Here is a 20,559-nt window from a genome sequence, read left to right as displayed (position 1 = left end):
TATGCTAAAAATTGCTGATAAGACCTTTAACTCCCACCTCATCATGGGCACCGGTGGCGCTACCTCCCACAGCATTTTGGAAGAGGCTCTTATTGCCAGCGGCACTGAGCTCACCACTGTCGCCATGCGCTATCACCGTGCCAGCAGTACTCCCGAGGAATCCATCTTTGCTCTGCTCCAGCGCCTAAATATTGAGCTGCTGCCCAATACTGCAGGATGCCGCACGGCCCGTGACGCCGTGTTAACCGCACAGCTTGCCCGCGAGGCACTTGGTACCAACTGGGTAAAAGTAGAGGTCATTGCCGATGAGCACACGTTATTGCCTGATACCACGGAACTCCTTGAAGCCTGTGAGCTGCTGGTTAATGATGATTTCACAGTTTTGGCCTATACCTCTGATGATCCCGTAATTGCCAAACGCCTCGAGGATGTAGGCGTGGCTGCGGTCATGCCCTTAGGCTCTCCTATTGGCACTGGGTTGGGGATTCTCAACCCGCACAATATTGAGCTCATTACCCGGCGCGCCCACGTGCCCGTAATTTTGGATGCTGGCATCGGCACTGCCTCGGATGCTGCTTTAGCCATGGAACTTGGTTGTGATGGTGTGCTCTTAGCTTCGGCGATTAACCGCGCGGAAGATCCTGTCGCTATGGCCCGTGCCATGGCTCACGCGGTGGAAGCTGGCCGATTGGCAGCGAGTGCGGGGCGAATTCCCAAACGTGAGCACGCGGTGGCCTCCTCAAGTTTTGAGGGCTTGGCATCGTGGTCGGAGCAGGTGTTATAAATGCCTTTAACCCAGGCCGAACTGCGTAGAACCGCCCGCCATCTTTCCCTCCCCGGTTTTGGCATCGCGGAACAAGAACGCCTGCACAATGCCCATGTGCTCATGGTGGGTGCCGGTGGTCTCGGCTGTCCGGCGTTGCAGTCTTTAGCTGCTGCAGGCATTGGCACCATCACCATCATTGATGATGACACCGTTGATCTCAGCAATATCCACCGCCAGATCCTTTTTGGCGCAGCCGATATTGGAAAGCCAAAGGTGGAAGTAGCAGCCGCACGGCTTAAAGAACTCCAGCCCGGAATTACCGTTCATACCCTGCAGGAACGCTTCACAGTGGACAATGCCCTAGCACTGCTTAGAAATGCAGATATTGTGCTGGATGGCTCCGATACCTTTGCTACCTCCTATCTCATTGCCGATGCTGCAGAAATAACTGGAACGCCACTGGTCTGGGCTACGGTCTTGCGTTTTCATGGCGATCTAGCGCTCTTCCACTCGGGCCCCTCACACCGCGGGGTGGGTTTAAGAGACCTCTTCCCCACCCAACCACCTGGAGATTTAGTCCCCGATTGCGCTACAGCCGGCGTACTGGGTGCAACCACTGCGGTGATGGGATCGCTCATGGCCACTCACACCATCGGTTTTCTCGCAGGACTTCAAGGTATTGAGCCCGGAACTATGCTCACCTATGATGCTTTCCCCGCCAGCACCCGCAGCTTTGTTATTGCTGCAGACCCGGCGCGCAGCGTGGTTACGCAACTAGCACCTAACTACGGCGAGACGATGTGCGAGATTGCGCCGGATTTATTGGAACGCGTGCGCAGCGGTGAGCTGCTGGCCCTAGACATCCGCGAGGAGCACGAAGTGCTGCTTGCAGATCTTCCCGCTCACATCCCTTCGGTGAAGTTGCCGCTGAGTCAGATCATCTCCCCGCATGACGTCCAAAAGGCAATCGGCGAGCACCCAAAAGTGCTGGTCTATTGCGCATCCGGGGTGCGCAGCGCCAACTTCACTAAGAAGTATCACGACCTCAACGCCGAGCTTTTAAGCCTGCCCGGTGGAGTTCAGGCCTACCAAAACTAGGCTTTTCGACGCCGCCCCACCGCCTGCCACCCACCGCGGTGCTACGGGAGTCGCGGCGAGTGGGCGTCGAGAAGCGTTATTTAAGGCCAGCGCGGCGCAGGGCCTCGGCCATGGAACCGGAAGCCGCTGGCTGATTGCGGGCAGGTTGGCTCTTTTCGGCGCGCTTGGGGGCCGGGTTGTGGGACTTCTTTTTTGGCGCTGCTGCGCCGGGCTCGTCATTGAGGCGCAGGGAAAGGCCGATGCGCTTGCGGTCCACATCAACTTCCATGACCTTCACCTTGACCACCTGGCCCGAGCGCACCACCTCGTGGGGATCGCTGATGAATTTATCGCTCATGGCAGAAACGTGGACCAGTCCGTCTTGGTGCACTCCGACATCAACAAAGGCGCCGAAGGCAGCCACGTTGGTGACAGTTCCCTCCAAAATCATGCCGGGTTTAAGGTCAGAGATTTTTTCTACGCCTTCTTTGAAGCTGGCGGTCTTGAACTCTGGACGGGGGTCGCGGCCGGGTTTATCCAGCTCGGCGATGATATCGCTGGCGGTGGGCACACCGAAGCGTTCATCGGCAAAGTCCGCAGGCTGCAGCTTGGACAGTACGGCGGTATTGCCAATGAGACCTGCAACATCAAGCCCCGTTTTTTGGGCAATGTGGCGCACCACCGGATAAGCCTCAGGGTGTACGGCAGAAGCATCAAGTGGATCCTTGCCACCGTTAATGCGCAAGAAGCCGGCGCACTGCTCAAAGGCTTTTGGCCCCAGGCGTGGCACCTTGTTGAGGTCTTTGCGGGAATCAAAACCGCCGTGTTCATCGCGGTAAGCCACAATATTATTAGCCAAGGTACTGGTCACACCGGCCACACGGCTGAGCAAAGGTGCAGAGGCGGTATTGAGGTTTACACCCACCGCATTCACGGCATCCTCCACCACGGCGTCGAGGGTTTTCGCCAGCGCAAATTGGTTTACATCATGCTGGTATTGGCCCACACCGATGGCCTTGGGATCAATTTTCACCAGCTCTGCCAGTGGGTCCTGCAGGCGGCGGGCAATGGAGACCGCACCGCGCAGGGAAACATCCATATCGGGGAATTCTGCAGCTGCTAGCTCCGAGGCGGAGTACACCGAGGCGCCCGATTCTGAGACCACCACTGGGGTGGGACGCTTGCCACCTGCGGTTTTAATGAGGTCTGCCACCTCACCTGCCAGCTTTTCAGTTTCGCGGGAGGCGGTGCCGTTACCAATGGCCATTAATTCCACCGAGTGCGTAGCACACAGATTGGCGAGTTCCTGAACTGCTTCCTGCCAGCGGTTTTGCGGCTGGTGCGGGTACACAATGGTGGTGGCCAGGGGTTTGCCGGTTTGGTCAACCACAGCCACCTTCACGCCATTGCGGAACCCTGGGTCCAGGCCAATGGTGGCGCGCTGGCCTGCAGGTGCAGCCAACAAGACATCGCGGAGGTTGGTGGCAAAAATTTCAAGCGCACCTTCCTCAGCTTTTTCCTTTAGTCGCATGCGTACATCCAGGCCGGAGGAAACATAGAGCTTGGTGCGCCAACCCCAACGCACAGCCTCAGCCAACCAGCTGGAGGTGTGGGTATCGAGCTCAAAACGCTGGGCAATCATGCCTTCATAAATGGCGTCCTCACCGGCATCCAGATTTAGTGAGAGCACACCCTCATTTTCACCGCGCAGCAGCGCCAAAATGCGGTGGGATGGCAGGGAGTCAAAAGGCTCATTAAATTCAAAATAGTCCTTGAATTTTGCACCCTCTGCTTCTTTGCCAGCCACTACGCTGGCGCTCATTGATCCGCTGCGATACATCTGCTCGCGGACCTCGCCCACTAAGTCCGCATCCAGTGCAAAACGGTCGATCAAAATAGCGCGGGCGCCTTCCAGCACCTTTTTAGAATCCTCAAAACCTTCGGTTTTATAGGCCTCAGCCACCGTGGCAGCCGCAGCGCTGGGGTTCTGAATAAGCTTGTCGACGAGTTCCTCCAGGCCAGCTTCCCGAGCGATATCAGCTTTGGTTTTGCGACGCTTTTTAAAGGGCAGGTAGAGATCTTCCAAACGCGCCTTGGTATCACAGCCAAGAATTAGGGCGCGGAGATCATCGGTGAGTTTGCCTTGTTCTTCAATAGCCGCCAGAATTGTCTGTGTGCGATCTTCCAGCTCCCGCAGGTAGGAAAGGCGTTCTTCCAGCTCGCGCAGCTGGGTATCATCCAAACCGCCGGTGACTTCTTTGCGGTAGCGGGCGATAAAAGGAACAGTATTTCCCTCATCCAGCAGCTTAATGGTTGCTTGGACCTGTTCTTCTCTTACCGCCAGTTCGCGGGCAATCTGTGCAGAAATTAATGACATTTCGCTAATTCTAGCGAATCCTTGAGCTTTAAGGCGGTTAAGGACGGTGCTGCCAGGCACATGCTGCATTAACGCCAGGCTCGGTGGCACCGGCATAGGAGCTGCCATACCAGTACAAGCCCTTGGGCAATGCAGCCACTACCACCTTGGTCAGTTCTTTCAGTCCCAGCTCTGAGGAGCCATTGATGACCACGCGGTACAGCACCTCCACGATGGGTGGATGGCCTTCCATCTGGGAAAACTGCGTAACCAGCATATTGTCTGGCTCACAGGTGAGGTCCACGATCTGTGCGTGGATGTCCGTTGCCTCATAGCCTGCTGCCTGGAGTGCTGCGGGTAGGGATTCCACCGCGCGTTCCCACTCAGCGGGAGTGATCAATATATTAAGGTCAGTTGATACCTGAGCCATGGGTGCATCCTCTATTTCTTAAGTTGCTTCCTGCCGCGGTAGAACATCACAGCCAGCAAGGCGATGGTAATCCACAGCATATAGCGGTTGATCACATTAACAATGTCCAGCACTTCTTGGCCGAAGGTAAATCCCAACCAAATAAAAAGGCCATTAATCAGCAGCACACAAGCCGCGTTTAAAGCCAGCATGACGAGGAAGCGGATTTTAAGCAGTCCGGCAATGGCATTAAGAACAGTGCTAGGAACAGGTCCCGGCAGATAACCAAAGGGCAAAAGACCCAGCACCCAGGCATAGAGACTGGTGGATTCACTTTCCACGGCCTTTTTGAAGATGCGGTGAGCACGGGGCATATATTGCAGGGACATATCAATAAACTCCATGCCCCAACGCTTGCCCATCAGCCAATACACCGGCATAAATTTCAGCGCGCCCACCAGGGTGCACAGCAGATAAATCCACCAGGTGCCATTGCCCACCGAGGCATTAGCTCCCGAAACCACGGCGCTGGTGTAGCCGCCCACGATCAAGGTATAAGCCAGTGGTTGGGTGAGTAACCAAGCACGTAGCGGAATCATGCACAGGGAGAAAATGCCCATCGCAATAAGCAGGACAAAAAGCACGATGTCCATCTTTTGCGGTTTGGTTAAGAAGGCAGGTAATTCCGGTTCTTTTTGAGCCGGGGCCGGGTTGTCCATCGGTTCAGTCATTTAATCCAGCCCTAATACTTTGCGGTCAGTGGCGTCGAGGGTGGAGTCGTCGAGAAGCTCAGGCCGCACCGCCCGGGTGCGTAATAACGCCTGATCACGTCGCCACCTGTCGACCTTTGCGTGGTTGCCCGAGAATAGCACCTCGGGCACATCAAGTCCGCGCCAGCTGCGTGGCTTAGTATAAGAAGGGCCTTCGAGCAGGCCGTCAGAGAAGCTATCTTCCTCATGGCTGCGGCGATTTCCCAGCACACCGGGGATAAGACGTACCACTGCCTCTGCGATGACCAGCACCGCAACTTCACCCCCGATGAGCACATAATCACCGATGGAGACCTCACGCACGCGATAGCGATTGGCGGCATCATCAATAACGCGCTGGTCAATGCCCTCATAGCGGCCGCACGCAAACACAATATGGCGCTCATTGGACCAGGCACGCGCATCGGCTTGGGTAAAAGGCTTGCCGGCCGGGGTGGGTACCAGCAACAGTGGGAGGTCCAGGTCTTCTTCTCCCGCCTCATAAAAGCGCTTTTCGACGCCTTCTAGCTCATCGTGTCGCGCAGTTTTTAGGTGTGGGCTCGCCGATTCCAGCTGCTCGCCGACCACATGGCCTGCAGCAATATCATCCAAGGCAGGTCCCCACACCTCGGGCTTCATCACCATGCCGGGGCCACCGCCATAGGGAGTATCGTCAACGGCTTTGTGTCCGCCGGTAGCCCATTTGCGGAGGTCATGCACTCCCACCTCGAGGATGCCATCTTCAATTGCCTTGCCCAGCAGCGCATGGCGCAGCGGATCAAGGTATTCGGGGAAGATGCTAATAACATCTAGGCGTAAACGGTGTGCATCATGTTCAGGGGAGCTAGTCACGGACTCAAATCTACCAAGAGGACTATCCTGAGGTTATGAAGCCTCATGCTCTCCTGCGTTTTGTTGCAGGGATTGGCAGTTTTTGCGGAGTTCTTGTGCTGAGTGCCTGTGCTGGAAGTGGAAACGAATCGAGCAGTTCCAGCAGCTCTAGCAGCTCTGTTTCCGCGGGGGCTGCGCAGTCACCTGCAGTGGCAACCGTTGTGTCCACAACTATTTCTACCTTCACGGAAGCACCGGTTTCGGCTTCTTCGAGCTCCGCGCCGGCTACCCCTACCCCGGTTCCGGTGGACACTGAGTCTTCCGCTCCCCTGTGTGCCACCTCTCAGCTCGCAGTTTTCCTCGGTGATCAGGATAGCGCTGCTGGTAGCACCTATATCAACATTATCTTCATCAACATTGGAGCAACCGAGTGTGTGCTCCAGGGCTATCCGGGGGTGAGTCTTGTCGGTTTTGGCAATGGCACCCAAATTGGTGCCCCAGCTGCTCGGGACTTTAATGCCGCTCCCCTGATTTCTCTGCCACCTGGCATTAGTACGAGCTCCAGGGTGCGAATTACCCGCGCGGAAAACTTTGACCCCAGCTGGTGTTCTCCGCAGCCTATTGATGGCCTGCGGATCTATCCTCCAGAGGAAACCCATGCAGCTTTTGTACCGCTCAGTGGCTTTAGTGGCTGTAGCAATCCGGAGGTGGAGTTGCTCTCAACAACAGCTGTGGGAATCTAACATCTTTCCAAATTTCTTAGAGGTCCAGCAAGCCCTCCGGTGGGGTAATCGTTGCCGTGCCTGCTTCGAGATCAACCTCGGGAACAATGGCATGGACAAAAGGAATGAGTACTTCTTTACCGCCGTTTAGCTCAACTTCTAGAGTTTCGCCAGCTGGTCCGTGCAGAACTCCAGTGACCACGCCGATGTCTTCCCCATCGTGGATGATGTGCAGACCTTCAAGCTCGTGATCATAAAAGCCGTCTTCATCGTCCTCAGTTTCCAGCGGTGGTGCGAAAAAGCGCGTACCACGGAGGGAATCTGCGGTGTTGCGGTCTGGAACCTCCGCAAATTTAATGAGCAGGCGGCCCTGGTGGAAACGGGCTGCATCAATGGTGAGGCTATGTTCTTTGCCAGCCTGTTTGCCGGTGAGAACTGCACCGATCTCATAACGAATCTCTGGTTCATCGGTAGTGACTTCAACAACCACTTCGCCTTTGATGCCGTGGGATTTGATGACCCGGCCGATTTGCAATTCCTGCTCTGTACTCATGGGTAGAAATTCTATGTTACTTAGTCCTCTGCTTCCCAGCTGGGGCGCGCTTTGGCTAAACCTCGAATTCAGTAGCTCGAAAGGAGTCGATTTTTTGAAAATATCGGCTCCTTTCGAGGCCGTGAATTCGAGGTTTTCAACGTTGCCACGCGTTACCGCGCCTGGAGACAAAGAAAACCGCCTAGTGATTAGATCACTAGGCGGTGTTTACCTCACCAAAAGGGGAAAGGAGAGAAAAGACTTAAGCCTCTTCTGCAGCAGGAGCCTCTGCAGCTTCAGCCTCGGCCTCAGCAGCGGCAGCCTTCTCAGCAGCAGCCTTTTCAGCTGCAGCCTTAGCTTCCTTCTCCTCGCGAGCCTTCTTCTTCTTTTCGGTGATAGCCTCTGCGGTTGGGCCGTTGTTAGCCTCGGAGAGAGCCTGGTTGAAGAGCTCGAGCTTGGATGGCTTAGGCTCAGCAACCTTGAGGGTGCCTTCCTGGCCGTCGATGCCCTTGAACTTCTGCCAGTCGCCGGTCACCTTAAGCAGTGCTGCAACAGCCTCGGTTGGCTGAGCGCCAACGGAAAGCCAGTGCTGAGCGCGCTCAGAGTTGATCTTGATTACGGAAGGCTCAGCCTTTGGCTCGTAGGTACCGATGTTCTCGATAACCTTGCCGTCGCGCTTGGTGCGTGCATCAGCGATGACAACGCGGTAGTGCGGGGTACGAATCTTGCCGAGGCGCTGGAGCTTAATCTTTACAGCCATGTGAAATTTCCTCACTGGTCACTGGGCAGTTCTGACACTCACCTTGTGCTGGTGAGCCGGTTCAACCCTTTTTGTTTTACCTGCGCGTGACTCCTCCGGACGACCGTAGTCGTTGGCGGCATTACGCAGGAAAGTCTTTTAAAGTTGCCACACCCATGCGAGTGCAGACAACCTTTAACATTCTAGCCATCTGGAGTTCAAAAAAGAAATCGCCCGCTAACAGGCACTTTATAGATGCTCTCAGCCTTGAACCTGTGGAAAGTATGCGGAATCAATAATGAGGAGTAGATTAGACAACCGTGCTTCCGATTACATCCGGTAAAAGTGACCGGAATTTGATCAGTTATGTTGACGGCGGTCGCTTTGATGAAATTATGCTCACCGGCGACCTGACTGGACTCGACAAGTTCCTTAATAATGCAGGCCCCAATGCCCACGATGCCTATGATAGGCCAGTGCTAATTCGCGCGGCCGAAGCCGGCAATCTCATGGTGGTTGCGCGTTTATTGGATCTGGGTGCAGACCCTAATATTCCTGATCCTCAGGGTGCTACTGCCCTCCACCGCGCTGCCGTTGTGGGCGACGACGGCATTGTGGAATGCCTCATTAATGCAGGTACTGAAGTCGATCTGCTGGACTGCCAAATGCGCACTCCGCTTTGGTATGCCGCAGCTAATCACCTGCCAGATTCTGAGGTGGTTGATGTGTTGTTACGCGCTGGCGCCAACACCCATCACCGCGATATCAATGGCGTAAGCCCAGAAGACCTTCTCTAAAAACCAAAAAGACGCTTTTCGACGCCACCCGCTGCGGGTTTGCGTCGAAAAGCGTCTTTTTATCTTTTATTTTTTGCCGAAGTCCAGGTTATTGAGGTCAATATTTTCCATACCCTTTGGCAACTTTGGCATCTTGCCCATTCCTGGGAGTCCGCCGCCAGCGCCGCCAAGCTGCTTTTGCAACTCAGCTAGGTCCGGCATTCCAGCTCCGCCCATTCCGGGAAGACCTGGCATTCCCGGCATTCCACCTGGCATTTTAGGCTGAGTTGGGCCCTTCTTTGCTGGCTTACGCTTGCCGTTTTTGCCCTTGCGACCCTTAGCTTGCTTCTTGGTTGCGCTGCGAGTTCCGCCGCCCATACCAAATTGGCCAGCCATCTTGCCCATCATCTTCTTGGCTTCGAAGAAGCGCTCAACCAGCTGGTTAACTTCGGACACGCTGACACCAGAACCAAGTGCGATGCGCTTGCGGCGTGAGGCGTTGAGGATCTTTGGATCATTGCGCTCAGCTGGGGTCATACCGCGAATGATGGCCTGGATGCGGTCAAGTTGCTTCTCATCAACCATGTCCGCCATCTGCGACATCTGCTTGCCACCGGGCAGCATCTTCAAGATATTGCCGATGGGTCCCATGCGGCGGATCATGAGCATTTGGTCGAGGAAGTCTTCCAGGGTGAGCTCGCCATTGCCCAGCTTTTGGGCAGCAGCCTCGGCCTTTTCCTGATCCATAACGGCTTCGGCTTGCTCGATGAGGGAGAGCATATCGCCCATGCCCAAGATGCGGCTGGCCATGCGCTCTGGGTGGAAGATATCAAAATCTTCCAGCTTTTCACCGGTGGAGGCGAACATAATTGGCTTGCCGGTGACTTCACGGATGGACAGTGCTGCACCACCGCGGGCATCGCCATCAAGCTTGGTCAGAACCACACCGGTGAAATCGACACCATCGCGGAAGGCTTCAGCGGTATCCACTGCGTCCTGACCGATCATGGAGTCAATAACAAAGAGCACTTCATCAGGGTTGATGGCATCGCGGATATTACGCGCCTGAGTCATCAGGGTTTCATCAATACCGAGGCGACCTGCGGTATCCACAATCACAATGTCATGCTGGGTGCGCTTCGCTTCTTCAATACCGGCGCGAGCAACCTCTACTGGATCACCGTGGGAGGTACCCATCTCATGCTCGAGGGAGTCAATGCTGGTGCCTGGATCTGGCGCGAAGGTCTTAACTCCGGCACGCTCACCCACAATTTGCAGCTGCTGCACTGCGCCGGGGCGCTGCAGGTCACAGGCCACAAGCATGGGGGTGTGCCCCTGCTTAGCCAAGTGCTTAGCCAATTTACCGGCCAAGGTGGTCTTACCTGCACCCTGGAGACCGGCCAACATAATGACTGAAGGTGGGTTCTTAGCCAGCTGCAGGCGACGGGTCTCACCGCCGAGGATCTGAACCAGTTCCTCATTAACAATCTTAATAACCTGCTGTGCAGGATTTAGCGCCTGGGAGACTTCCGCACCAACAGCACGCTCTTTAATACGATTAATAAATGCACGGACAACCGGCAAGGAAACGTCGGCTTCTAACAGCGCGAGACGAATCTCTCGCGCTGTTGCATTAATGTCAGCCTCGGTGAGCTTGCCTTTGCCACGCAGGCCTTGGAGGGCATCATTCAACCGATCGGACAGTGACTCAAACACGAATGAACTCCCAGTAGGTTCTAGAGTGCGGGGTTTCTAATCCCCTTATGGTAGCTGGTCACCCCCAGCAAGGTCACGTTAGCTACCTGCCAGGGCCCTGATAACAGCCCGTTCCACCTGCGCCCGATCAAATCCAGGCTCCAACCCGGCCTGCACAATCAAGGTCGCACCGCGGGTAACAGTACTAATCCACAAAGCATTGGGCAGCGTATTAAGCAGCACAAATATGGGGCCAGCGCGATGTTCAGTACGGACTTCAATGGTATTTCCATGCCAAAATGTTGCCGTCAGGCCCGGCGCTGGCTGCGGCACCTCGGAGTAAATCCCAGATTGATAAGCCTGCACAAAAGACTGCGGATCAAAATCCATAGGGCCGGTAGCGCGGACATCAAATTCACCATGCCACTCCCCTTGCCGCATCATCCGCGAACTATCAATTGTCCACCCCTTGGCAGCAATAACTCCCAAGATCCTGCGGACTTCCTCGCCATGCCAATAGACCGTATAAATACCCTCATGTTCTTTAAGGGCAATCTCCTCCCGCATGGCAACCAGCGGCGGAGTCGGACGTACCTCCACCAAACGGGTTCGAGCCCCGCGCAGGACAATTTTTAGCGCGCTCTCCAAACGGGTTGACCACACACCAGGCCCTGTGGCCTTGGCATCTGCCTCGGTGAGCACCTCCAAAAGATTAAGGGTGACCAGGTCATAACGAACTGCATCAAGCAGCTTGTCGACGGCCTCCTCTGAGTGCGGATCAAGGCGGGCGGCAATTCGGGCGATGGTGGTGTGCTCAGCTACCAGCGTTTGCACGCAGGCGCGATCACGCAGGTTAAGGCCCATGCGGCTCGCTGCGCGTGCCACCATTTCCGCACCCACCTGCTCATGCGGGCGAGATTGTCCTTTGCCCATGTCATGGTAAAGCGCACCCAAGAGCAAAAGATCAGGCCGTGCGACCGTCACTGTTTCCAGGGCACAGCCTGCCACGGTGTTGAGGCTATGTTCATCAATGGTGGATACGTGGTTGGGTTCGCGTGGCATGAGTCCGCGAACATTGTCCCACTCAGGCACAAAGCGAGCCCACAGTCCATGGCGATCCATTTGTTTAATCACGCGGCGTGAATGCTCCGGGCTGGACAGGACTCGGAAAAAATCGCCAGCTGCTGCGGCCGGCCATGGTTCAGGCAGCTCAGGACATTCTTTGAGGCGCTCCCAGGTGGAATCCGCGACAGCCAATCCGGTTTTTGCAGCAGCTGCAGCAACTCTTAATACAAGAGCGGGATCGCTTAGGTCTGGTTTCCGCGACAGCGCCACCGTACCTTGAGCATCCACCACATCAACGTCGAGCGGCCTGCGGTGAGCATTTCTAAAAGCAAAGCCGGAGCGTCGTGGCAGCACGGCGCGGGCAGTGGCGAGCGCTGCGGTGAGGGCATCATCAATGGCGCGGGCAGCATCGGCGATTTCCCGACCCAAATGATAGCGATCCACAAATCCCAGATCAATGGCCACCTCTACGGCAAATTCGGGATCTAAGACATCACGGGAGCGGTGCGCATGGACATGCAAAAGGGTGCGGGTATCGATGAGCAACTGGTGCTGCGTTTCGAGTTTTGGCATATCGCAGAGGTGGCCCAAGGCAAGGGCTGAGATGAGTTCATAATCGCGCAGCCCTCCCCTGCCATGTTTGAGATCTGGCCTGGTCATTGCCACCACTGGTCCAGAACGGCGCCAGCGGGCAATGGCCGTATCAACCACGGCATCAAAATTCTTATTTAGTTCTTGGCGCCACTTACTTAGAATCCTTTGGCGCGTGAGATTAAAAAGTTCTTGGTCTCCTGCAATAAAGCGCATATCCAGCATGGCAAGTGCCGCTGTGGAATCTGCCGAAATCATGCTGGCACATTCCGAAGGGGTGCGAACTGAATAATCGAGGCGCTTTTTTGCGTCCCAGATGGGATACCACAGGTCCTCGATCCCGCTTGGAATCTCATTTTCCGGGTGGATCAATAAGAGATCCAGATCTGAATAGGGAGTGAGTTCACTCCGGGCGAGGGATCCGGTGGCCGCGAGGGCGGTTCCTGCGGGGAGAGACAGAGAACCCAGCAACGCTAGGGCCTCTTGTTCGGCCTGCTGGCGTAGCTGGGTGGGGTTATTCATCTGCAAAATCTTTAAGAGAGTGGTTGCTTAGAGGGCGGATTCGCCGTGTTCACCAGTGCGCACGCGGACTAGTTCTTCGACGTTGGTCATCCAAACCTTGCCGTCGCCGACCTTGCCAGTGCGGGCGGTATCTACGATGACGGAGATAACTTCTTCGGCCTGAGCGTCAGAAACGATGACCTCAATTTTGACCTTTGGTACAAAGTCCACTGCATATTCAGCACCGCGGTACACTTCGGTGTGGCCTTTTTGCTGTCCAAAGCCCTGGGTCTCGGTAACGGTCATTCCCTGGACGCCGGTTTGTTCCAAGGCTTCTTTGATATCGGTAAGGGTAAAAGGTTTAACGATCGCGGTGATGAGTTTCATTGCGTCTCCTTAGGACGTTAGGACGTATGCACGTTTTCTTTTAAACTTAACGAATTTCTGGGCCAGTGGTGTCATAAGCAGACTCACCGTGCTCATGCGTGTCGATGCCCTGCAATTCTTTGTCATCATCGACGCGCCATCCGATAGTTGCCTTGAGAACTAGAGCAATGATAGCTGTGAGGGCTCCGGAGAAGACAACTGCCACCAGTGCGATGACAATCTGAACGATGAAGAGCTTGAATCCTTCGGAACCGCCACCGGTGAACAATCCGATATCGGTTGCCAGGAGGCCGACACCAACGGTGCCCCAGAGGCCAGCGACCAGGTGGACACCAACTACGTCGAGGGAATCGTCAAAGCCGAAGCGGTACTTCAGTCCAACACCGAGGCAAGCCAGGATACCGCCGATAACACCGAGGATGATGGAGGTTAGTGGGTTCAATGCACCAGCTGCTGGGGTGATGGCAACGAGGCCGGCAACAACACCGGAGGCTGCACCAAGGCTGGTTGCGTGTCCGTCGCGGAGCTTCTCCACTGCCAACCAACCAAGCATTGCTGCTGCGGTTGCGACGGTGGTGTTCAGCCATGCAAGGCCAGCGACACCGTTGGCACCGAATGCGGAGCCACCGTTAAAGCCGAACCAACCGAACCAGAGGAGTGCTGCGCCGAGCATAACCATAGGCAGGTTGTGTGGGCGGGCAAAAGACTTACCAAAGTTGCGACGCTTGCCGACGATGAAAGCCAGGACCAATGCTGCGGAACCTGCAGAGATGTGAACTACGGTGCCACCTGCGAAGTCGATGGGGGAAATATTGGAGACGCCATCAGTGGAACCAAACATCCAGGAGGCGAAGCCGCTTTCGAAGTGGGAAAGGATGCCGCCACCCCACACCATGTGAGCTAGTGGGAAGTAAACGAGGGTTGCCCACGCGCCGGAGAATACCAACCAGGTGGAGAACTTCACGCGTTCTGCCAAAGCACCGGAGATCAGTGCGGTGGAGATCACTGCGAAGGTGAGCTGGAATCCAACGTCGATAATGTTGGCGTAGCCGGAGATGCCTTCGATGTAGTTGCCGTCTGCATCTACGATGGAATCCTTAAGTCCGAAGAACTGGAAAGGATTGGCAAAAACTCCGCCAATGGTTTCCGTGCCGTAGGACATTGACCAGCCCCACAACACGTAAATGACGGTAACCACGCCAAGTGAACCAAAGGACATCATCATCATGTTAAGAACGGACTTTTGGCGTGACATGCCGCCATAGAAAAAGGCTAGGGCTGGTGTCATTAGAAGCACCAACGAAGCGGAAATTAGCATCCAGGCGGAGTTACCCGAAGCGGCTGCGATCTGATCTGCGGTCATAGCGTGGACGACCTCCTTTAAGTGAAGTTTTTGCTCTCAAAGATTTAGCGAGTTCACGGGGATCTTCTGGGATTGATACCCCGTGAACCGAATTTAACTATAGACCTACAGAAACCTTTTTCAATAGCGCTATAGAATTCAATTTCTTCAAACCTTAAGCCCACTAAGGTATTTTCGATAGCTCAACAGGTACTTTCCACTAAATGTTAAGTGGGTCACACACTGTGATCGGGGGTAAAATTGGGGGTATCGTGAGGCCTTTTAACACTGCTCAACATGGCCTTTTAAGATCGTTAGAACTTTTGATTTTGGACCACTACCGAGTATTTAAGCCGGAGGCCTTACAGTGTGTCAATCACTGGGAAAATAAAGATATCCCGTTGTTCAGCATCCTGAACAACGGGATATCTTCTGCTTAAATTTCTTAGCCAAGCAAAGCGTCAACAAATCCTTCGACCTCAAAAGGTGCGAGGTCATCGGAGCCTTCGCCAAGGCCGACTAGCTTGACTGGAACACCCAGTTCTTCCTGAACTTGGAAGACAATGCCACCCTTTGCGGTGCCATCAAGCTTGGTTAGAACCACACCGGTAATTTCCACAACGTCACGGAAGATGCGTGCTTGCTGCATACCGTTTTGGCCAACGGTGGAATCAAGGACCAGGAGGACTTCGTCAACAACAGCCTTCTTCTCCACCACGCGCTTAACCTTGCCCAACTGGTCCATAAGACCAGTGGAGGTGTGCAGACGTCCTGCAGTGTCAATCAAAACCACATCAGCCTGGCGCTCAACACCCTTAGCTACAGCATCAAAAGCGACAGATGCTGGATCCGCGCCTTCAGAACCACGCACGGTTTCTGCGCCAACGCGACGACCCCAGGTTTCCAGCTGATCGGCGGCAGCGGCACGGAAAGTATCGGCTGCTCCCAAAATCACCTTGTGCCCCATGGATACCAACACGCGAGCGAGCTTGCCGGTGGTGGTGGTCTTGCCGGTGCCGTTAACTCCAACCACCAGAACCACAGCTGGCTTACCCTCATAAGGCATAGCCTTGATGGAACGGTCAAGGTCGGGGCGGCAGGCGTCGATAAGCGTTTGGCGCAGCATCGCACGTGCCTCAGCCTCGCTGGCCACACCATGCAGCGCGATCTTTTCGCGCAATTCATCAACAACGCGGGCGGTGACCTTGGAACCAAGATCCGCCTTGATCAACATTGCTTCAATGTCTTCCCAAGCGTCCTCGTCCAAATCGCCGGCGCTTAAGATGCCGAGCACAGACTTGCCAAAGACGTTTTGGGAACGGGACAGGCGCCCGCGCAGCTTGCCAATACGGCCAGCAGCTGGGGCGATCTCATCAAGCGGCTCAGCGGCTGGGGCTGGTTCGGTGTCTGGAACCGGAGTCTGCTCGCGCGCAGCTTCAGCAAATTCAGCGGTAACCTGTGCAGCTTCTGCAGCCTCAACTGCTTCAGTTTCAGCTTCTTGAAGAGCCTGAACCTCGGCGTTTTCGGCAGCCTCAGCGCCCGCAATAGCTACCGGCTCTGCCACATTTTCAACAGTTTCCTCAAAAATTGGGGAGGCGTTATCGATAGGCTCATCGGCAATGACATGGTCTTCGCCCTCAACCTCAGCTGCAATTGGTGCTTCTTCGAGGACCTCCGCGGTTTCTGCGGAGATCTCCTCCGGAACCTCAGCAGCGGTGTCGGCCTCAGTTTCTGGTTTAGTTTCCACAGGGGTCTCGGAAACCTCAGCCACTGCAGGTGCCTGCTCGGCAGGTTTCTCAGCAGCCTCCTCAACCACTGGCTTCTCTGGGGCAGGCTGAGCTGCAAAAGTATCAGTAGGAGAATTCTTGGCAGCTTCTTCTGCCTTCGTATCAGCCACTTCAGCCGTTTCAGCTGGTTTAGCAGTTTCAGCCGGCGCTGGAGTTTCATCCTGTACAGCGCCTGGTGGGATAACTGGTGGAATCACCTGTGGTGCCACGGGCTGGGTTGCACTCTCGGTTTCAGCAGCTGGCTTCGAGGAAAGCTCCTGGCCCTGATTAAGAACTGGTTCTGCGTCTTTCTTTGCTGGTGCAAAGTTGAAGCCACCTTGGGCTTGGTAGTTACCAGACTTTTCTTGTTGGGTTAGTTCCTTCTTTTCCTCTGCGGGCTTTTCAAAACTAACGGTTTTTGATTTCGCTCGTTGATTGCCAACGATCAGCACAATGATGATCGCCAGCACAACGAGGACAACTAATCCAATAATCCACATTGTCGGTTCCATACCCTCTATAGTGGCAGGTTTGCCCGCCACATACACAGCTAGCCCTCGATTATTTGGGGATTATTTATAGATTATTTAAAAATTATTAGCCAAAAACCTGCTACAACACTTCCACTTGCGGGCGCTGCCCCCTCCACGCCAGCGCCCCACCATCCCGTTGCCGGAAAGAAAAGAAACACCGAAGGCGGCCGCACTCCCCCATTGCTGAGAGGTGTAGCCGCCTTAAAGCTCCAGATCTTAAGCGACAGACTTAAGAGGAAGCGCTATTAATCAACAAGGCCTGGGTGGCGCACGCCCAAGACCATGGCCTCGGCAGAAATAAGGTCACCGGTTACCAGATCAGGCACAATATCGGCAATGCGTCCCCATCCACCAGCAGCGCGATCCAGGGTTCGGGTCTTGCCAATCATCTCATGGGCATGGAGACGAGAGGACAGTGCAAACACCAAGGACACCACTGGAGTCAAGGCCCACACATTGTCTGGGTTGTCGGTGTTGACGCCGTCAAGCTTGTCAAAACGGATGCGAGCAGAGGAATACAGCTGACGCTGAGTGCCACGCATTGCACGCAACAATTCCACTGCGGTCTTGATGAGGCCTTCAGTTTGCAGAACCTCACGCAACTGATCGCGCTTCTTGAAGGTCTCAAACACTGCCATGAGACGGGTGTTATCTTCCATCAAAGGTCCAGGCACAATATCGGCGTTGCTGAAGAACATATCCAGCAGAGCTCTTTGCTGGGCCTCGTTCATGCTGGCGATCGCCACAGTGGACTGATCAATGCATGCGGTATCCAGGGTGGAATCACGGCCGGTTGCCAAGGTGGAAAGAATATTCTTGCCTGCCACTTCTTCCAGCTGCGCCAAAATTGGCAGCAATGGAGTGCGGTTGCCTAGTTCTTCTGCCTCTTTAAAGGCATTTGGCAAGAGTCCAAGCAGCTGCAGGGTGCCAATCCACGCGGTGCGATGAACCTCAGTAGCTGGGGCATCGGTGGTAAAAGGTGATGCAGCCAAACCGGAGGAAATAACCTTGCCCGGCAGTGCTTGAGCAGGCACCAAGGAGGCAGAAAGACCCTTCAGCGCTGCTGCTGGTGAAGATCGCAAGGCCGAGTGGACTACTGGCAGGTGCTCAGTATTTCCCTGTTCAGTCCAAATATGGGAAACATCCCACAGTGCTGGAACCACGGCATCGCTAATTGGTGGTTCTTCAACCTGACCGCCGAAGAAGGCAGAAAGCTGCGCAAATTCCTCAGACTGAGCAGCGTAGTAGCCCTCTTGTTCCACCGTGATGGCAGCCTTGCCTGGTGACAATGGCGTGATCAAGGTGGTGAAAGGATCGGCAGTGTGCAGCTGCACAATGAGGTTGCCTGCACCCACCAGGTTTTCTGGCAGTGGAATTTCAGCGCCGTTAATTGGCACTTCTACTGCTCGAATCCATGGTGCAGTCTGTGGCCAGATCCAGGCACCCAAATTGCGGCCAGCAGCAAGCTCTGCAAATACAAGCTTGCCGTCTTCGATGCTGATGCCCTCGCAGTGCGGGGTCTTATCAATGACCGCAATGGTCACAGAGACTCGTCGATCAGCACGGCGGTCGGTCCATTCAAATTCAATGGAACCACGTGGCATCACAAAGGTGCTGGCAGCAATTTCTTTCATGCTGCTTACCCAGGTACGGCCATTATCAGGGCTGGTCATCTTCACAGTGCGCAGTGGTGAACCATGATGGTTGCGCACACTGACCTTAGGATCGCCCACGTCAACACCGGTGCGGATACGTAGTTCACCAGCGCCGTCGAGATCACGAGGACCACAGACGGTACGGGTGACACGCCACATCGCAGGTTCGGTGATCAGTGGCAATTCAATGGAGATCTGTGGCGGCACAAAACGCAAAGGCATTTGATCGCCTTCATCGGTGGTAACCACAAAAGAAGCATTGGGATCAGTTGCGCCCACGCCGACCAAACGAGGCTCGGCGGTGAAATGCTTTTCGCCAGAACGCACACGCAAGGTAGCTTCACTCAAACCAGTGGTGGTGGGAATTCGGAAGGACGCGCCGGAGGCAATCTCCAGCTCAGTGGTCATGCCCTCAACAATGGCAAACTCATGGCGGAAGGATTCATTGCGAGGTCCGCGCAGACGCACCAAGTACTCGCCTACCCAGGGAGCGTCATAAATTTCAGGGTCAAAGATATAGAAAACGCCGCCCTCAGCTGGCACTTCCAAAGGCTCTGGTTCAGCAATTTCTTCACCAGCAGCACCCACACCTGCAAATGCAGAAATGGTGAGCATCCAGGTTTCATCACGGCCGCTGATGGTCGGTGGGAATTCCGCAACCAAAGACTGCGCATAAACCGGCAGACCGGAGGTAGAGCGCACATGTGCCACCAATTCAGCTGGGTGGTGGAAAGCCACGCGGCGGCGGGGATCAATGCAGCGAACTTCCTTACTCACCTTCAGGGAGGAAAGTCCACGTGCATCAACACGGGAGCAAACCCAAGAAGTCCAGCCCTCAACCTGGAAAGTTTCAAGTACTGGAACTTCCTGGCCGGTCACCATATCTTCCAGCACAGCCTCAGCAGGGGCGAGTACATAAATTTCCTGGTGGTGCAGGGAGACTTTATCGCTCAGGTTTTCTCCGCGCTTAGAGAACACCAACACAGGATCATTAAAGTCCACCACTGGTACTACCCAGGTGATCTGGTTTGCAGTATCGGTGACGGTGGTTTCCCGCACCTGGCGTTCCAGGGTGATATCAAGCGCTTGGGAATAACCCGAGGTATCACCCCAGGCACGACGAGTGGAATAAATCCGGGTGGTGCCCTCGAGGCTTACCCGCCAGTTAATTTCCTCATCATTAACCTTTTGCTCAGGCAGACGCAGGCACACCTTGCGGCGCTCTGCGTCAAGGATCAAACGCGGACGCAATTCACGCAGCGCCACACCCACAGAGTTTTCACGATCAGCAGTGCCAACTGGGCGTTCGCGCAGCTCAGCGACCACAATTTCATCAATCATGGCAGGCAGGCTGGAGGTGCGCTCACGGTCTGGCCAACTGGTTGGGTGCAAGGTGGCAAATTCAATTACCTCAGACACACCAGCCAACAGCGCAGCAGCCCATTCCGGCGCCAACCGCTGCGCAGTATCAAACATAAAAGGAAACTCAGTGGCGCCAGCCTCAACCTCGGCCAACACCGCAGCAACCTCACGGTTGCTAATTCCGGCATGAACGCTCAAAATCTCCAGCGCCGTTGCCGATTCAGCGGGGACTGCCAAACCAGCTTGCACAAAGAGCTTTTCGACGTTTCCCTCCAGCGCCGCGGCATACTCGGCGCCTAAGCCCAAACCACCGAAATATTCACCGAAGAAATCGCTGGGATCACCAATTTGGGATGCGCGCGAAACAAGGGAGGCGACGGTGAGGCAAGGGGTCATCTCAAAGAGATCAATGATGGAAGCACCCGCAGCGAGCTGGCGGGAGAGGAAGGTTCCAAAAAAGCGATCGATTCTTTCCAGTTCATCTCGTCGAAGTTGAACTTGAGGGAAGTATTCAACACCTGCAAGTCGCTGGTTGAGATCCAGCTCAGTTTGTGATGCCCATCCGAGCAATGAATCGGTCATGTCTGCGATGCCAGCCGGCATTTATACACTCTCCCCGCGCATTATGCGTTTTCTACTAGAAGCAACTTAATTCTCTCACACTACCCCACCGTTGGTTGGATAAATGTTGATGCCCAACCTCCT

The 20,559-nt window shown here is 55.0% G+C and carries 16 protein-coding genes; 4 read left to right on the top strand and 12 right to left on the bottom strand.

Annotation, left to right across the window (positions count from 1 at the left end; genetic code table 11):
* Nucleotide 1: 1 nt before the first annotated feature.
* On the top strand, nt 2–784 hold the full coding sequence (locus SFC07_RS02070) for a thiazole synthase (RefSeq protein WP_411206563.1): 783 nt from the start codon (nt 2–4) through the stop codon (nt 782–784).
* Nucleotides 785–1,864, top strand: a complete 1,080-nt coding sequence (locus tag SFC07_RS02065; RefSeq protein WP_411206562.1) for a ThiF family adenylyltransferase — start codon at nt 785–787, stop codon at nt 1,862–1,864.
* A gap of 76 nt (nt 1,865–1,940) precedes the next feature.
* Here the strand turns inward: SFC07_RS02065 and SFC07_RS02060 are convergent, their stop codons facing one another.
* The 4 genes from SFC07_RS02060 to trmD are packed head-to-tail and all read right to left on the bottom strand — an operon-like array spanning nt 1,941 to nt 6,209.
* Complete coding sequence (locus tag SFC07_RS02060; RefSeq protein ID WP_411206561.1) at nt 1,941–4,220, bottom strand: Tex family protein; 2,280 nt, start codon at nt 4,218–4,220, stop codon at nt 1,941–1,943.
* A 37-nt stretch (nt 4,221–4,257) separates the two neighbouring features.
* Entirely contained in the window at nt 4,258–4,629 is a 372-nt protein-coding gene (locus tag SFC07_RS02055; RefSeq protein ID WP_411206560.1) for a hypothetical protein, read from the bottom strand.
* Nucleotides 4,630–4,640: 11 nt separating this feature from the next.
* A complete protein-coding gene (locus tag SFC07_RS02050) occupies nt 4,641–5,339 on the bottom strand; it encodes a DedA family protein (RefSeq protein ID WP_411206559.1) in 699 nt (232 codons plus the stop codon).
* Nucleotides 5,340–6,209 (bottom strand): tRNA (guanosine(37)-N1)-methyltransferase TrmD, encoded by an 870-nt coding sequence (trmD, locus tag SFC07_RS02045; RefSeq protein ID WP_411206558.1) that lies wholly within the window; start codon nt 6,207–6,209, stop codon nt 5,340–5,342.
* 35 nt (nt 6,210–6,244) lie between these two features.
* Here trmD and SFC07_RS02040 point away from each other — a divergent pair, with 35 nt between their 5' ends.
* Nucleotides 6,245–6,931, top strand: coding sequence for a DUF4232 domain-containing protein (locus SFC07_RS02040; protein WP_411206557.1), 687 nt, complete (start codon nt 6,245–6,247; stop codon nt 6,929–6,931).
* Nucleotides 6,932–6,947: 16 nt separating this feature from the next.
* Here SFC07_RS02040 and rimM read toward each other — a convergent pair whose 3' ends face one another.
* On the bottom strand, nt 6,948–7,463 hold the full coding sequence (gene rimM, locus SFC07_RS02035) for a ribosome maturation factor RimM (RefSeq protein WP_411206556.1): 516 nt from the start codon (nt 7,461–7,463) through the stop codon (nt 6,948–6,950).
* A 241-nt stretch (nt 7,464–7,704) separates the two neighbouring features.
* Nucleotides 7,705–8,202, bottom strand: coding sequence for a 30S ribosomal protein S16 (gene rpsP, locus SFC07_RS02030; RefSeq protein ID WP_411206555.1), 498 nt, complete (start codon nt 8,200–8,202; stop codon nt 7,705–7,707).
* Nucleotides 8,203–8,501: 299 nt separating this feature from the next.
* Between rpsP and SFC07_RS02025 the strand changes: the two genes are divergently transcribed.
* Entirely contained in the window at nt 8,502–8,978 is a 477-nt protein-coding gene (locus tag SFC07_RS02025; RefSeq protein ID WP_411206554.1) for an ankyrin repeat domain-containing protein, read from the top strand.
* A 66-nt stretch (nt 8,979–9,044) separates the two neighbouring features.
* On the opposite strand, the gene ffh is transcribed toward SFC07_RS02025, so the two are convergent.
* The 6 genes from ffh to SFC07_RS01995 form a co-directional block, all read right to left on the bottom strand.
* Entirely contained in the window at nt 9,045–10,673 is a 1,629-nt protein-coding gene (gene ffh, locus SFC07_RS02020) for a signal recognition particle protein (RefSeq protein ID WP_411206553.1), read from the bottom strand.
* Nucleotides 10,674–10,751: 78 nt separating this feature from the next.
* On the bottom strand, nt 10,752–12,830 hold the full coding sequence (locus SFC07_RS02015) for a [protein-PII] uridylyltransferase (RefSeq protein ID WP_411206552.1): 2,079 nt from the start codon (nt 12,828–12,830) through the stop codon (nt 10,752–10,754).
* A 27-nt stretch (nt 12,831–12,857) separates the two neighbouring features.
* Nucleotides 12,858–13,196 carry a P-II family nitrogen regulator GlnK gene (gene glnK / locus SFC07_RS02010; protein WP_411206551.1) on the bottom strand — a complete coding sequence of 113 codons (339 nt, stop codon included), beginning with the start codon at nt 13,194–13,196 and terminating at the stop codon, nt 12,858–12,860.
* Nucleotides 13,197–13,242: 46 nt separating this feature from the next.
* Complete coding sequence (locus SFC07_RS02005; protein WP_411206550.1) at nt 13,243–14,559, bottom strand: ammonium transporter; 1,317 nt, start codon at nt 14,557–14,559, stop codon at nt 13,243–13,245.
* A gap of 424 nt (nt 14,560–14,983) precedes the next feature.
* Entirely contained in the window at nt 14,984–16,816 is a 1,833-nt protein-coding gene (gene ftsY / locus SFC07_RS02000; RefSeq protein ID WP_411206549.1) for a signal recognition particle-docking protein FtsY, read from the bottom strand.
* Nucleotides 16,817–17,082: 266 nt separating this feature from the next.
* Nucleotides 17,083–20,457 (bottom strand): hypothetical protein, encoded by a 3,375-nt coding sequence (locus SFC07_RS01995; protein ID WP_411206548.1) that lies wholly within the window; start codon nt 20,455–20,457, stop codon nt 17,083–17,085.
* Nucleotides 20,458–20,559: the final 102 nt, after the last annotated feature.

It is taken from the genome of Corynebacterium callunae, from assembly GCF_046592015.1.
GTDB lineage: Bacteria > Actinomycetota > Actinomycetes > Mycobacteriales > Mycobacteriaceae > Corynebacterium > Corynebacterium callunae_A.
Note: the sequence above shows the minus strand (reverse complement) of the source record. Positions and strands in the feature narration are given on the sequence as shown.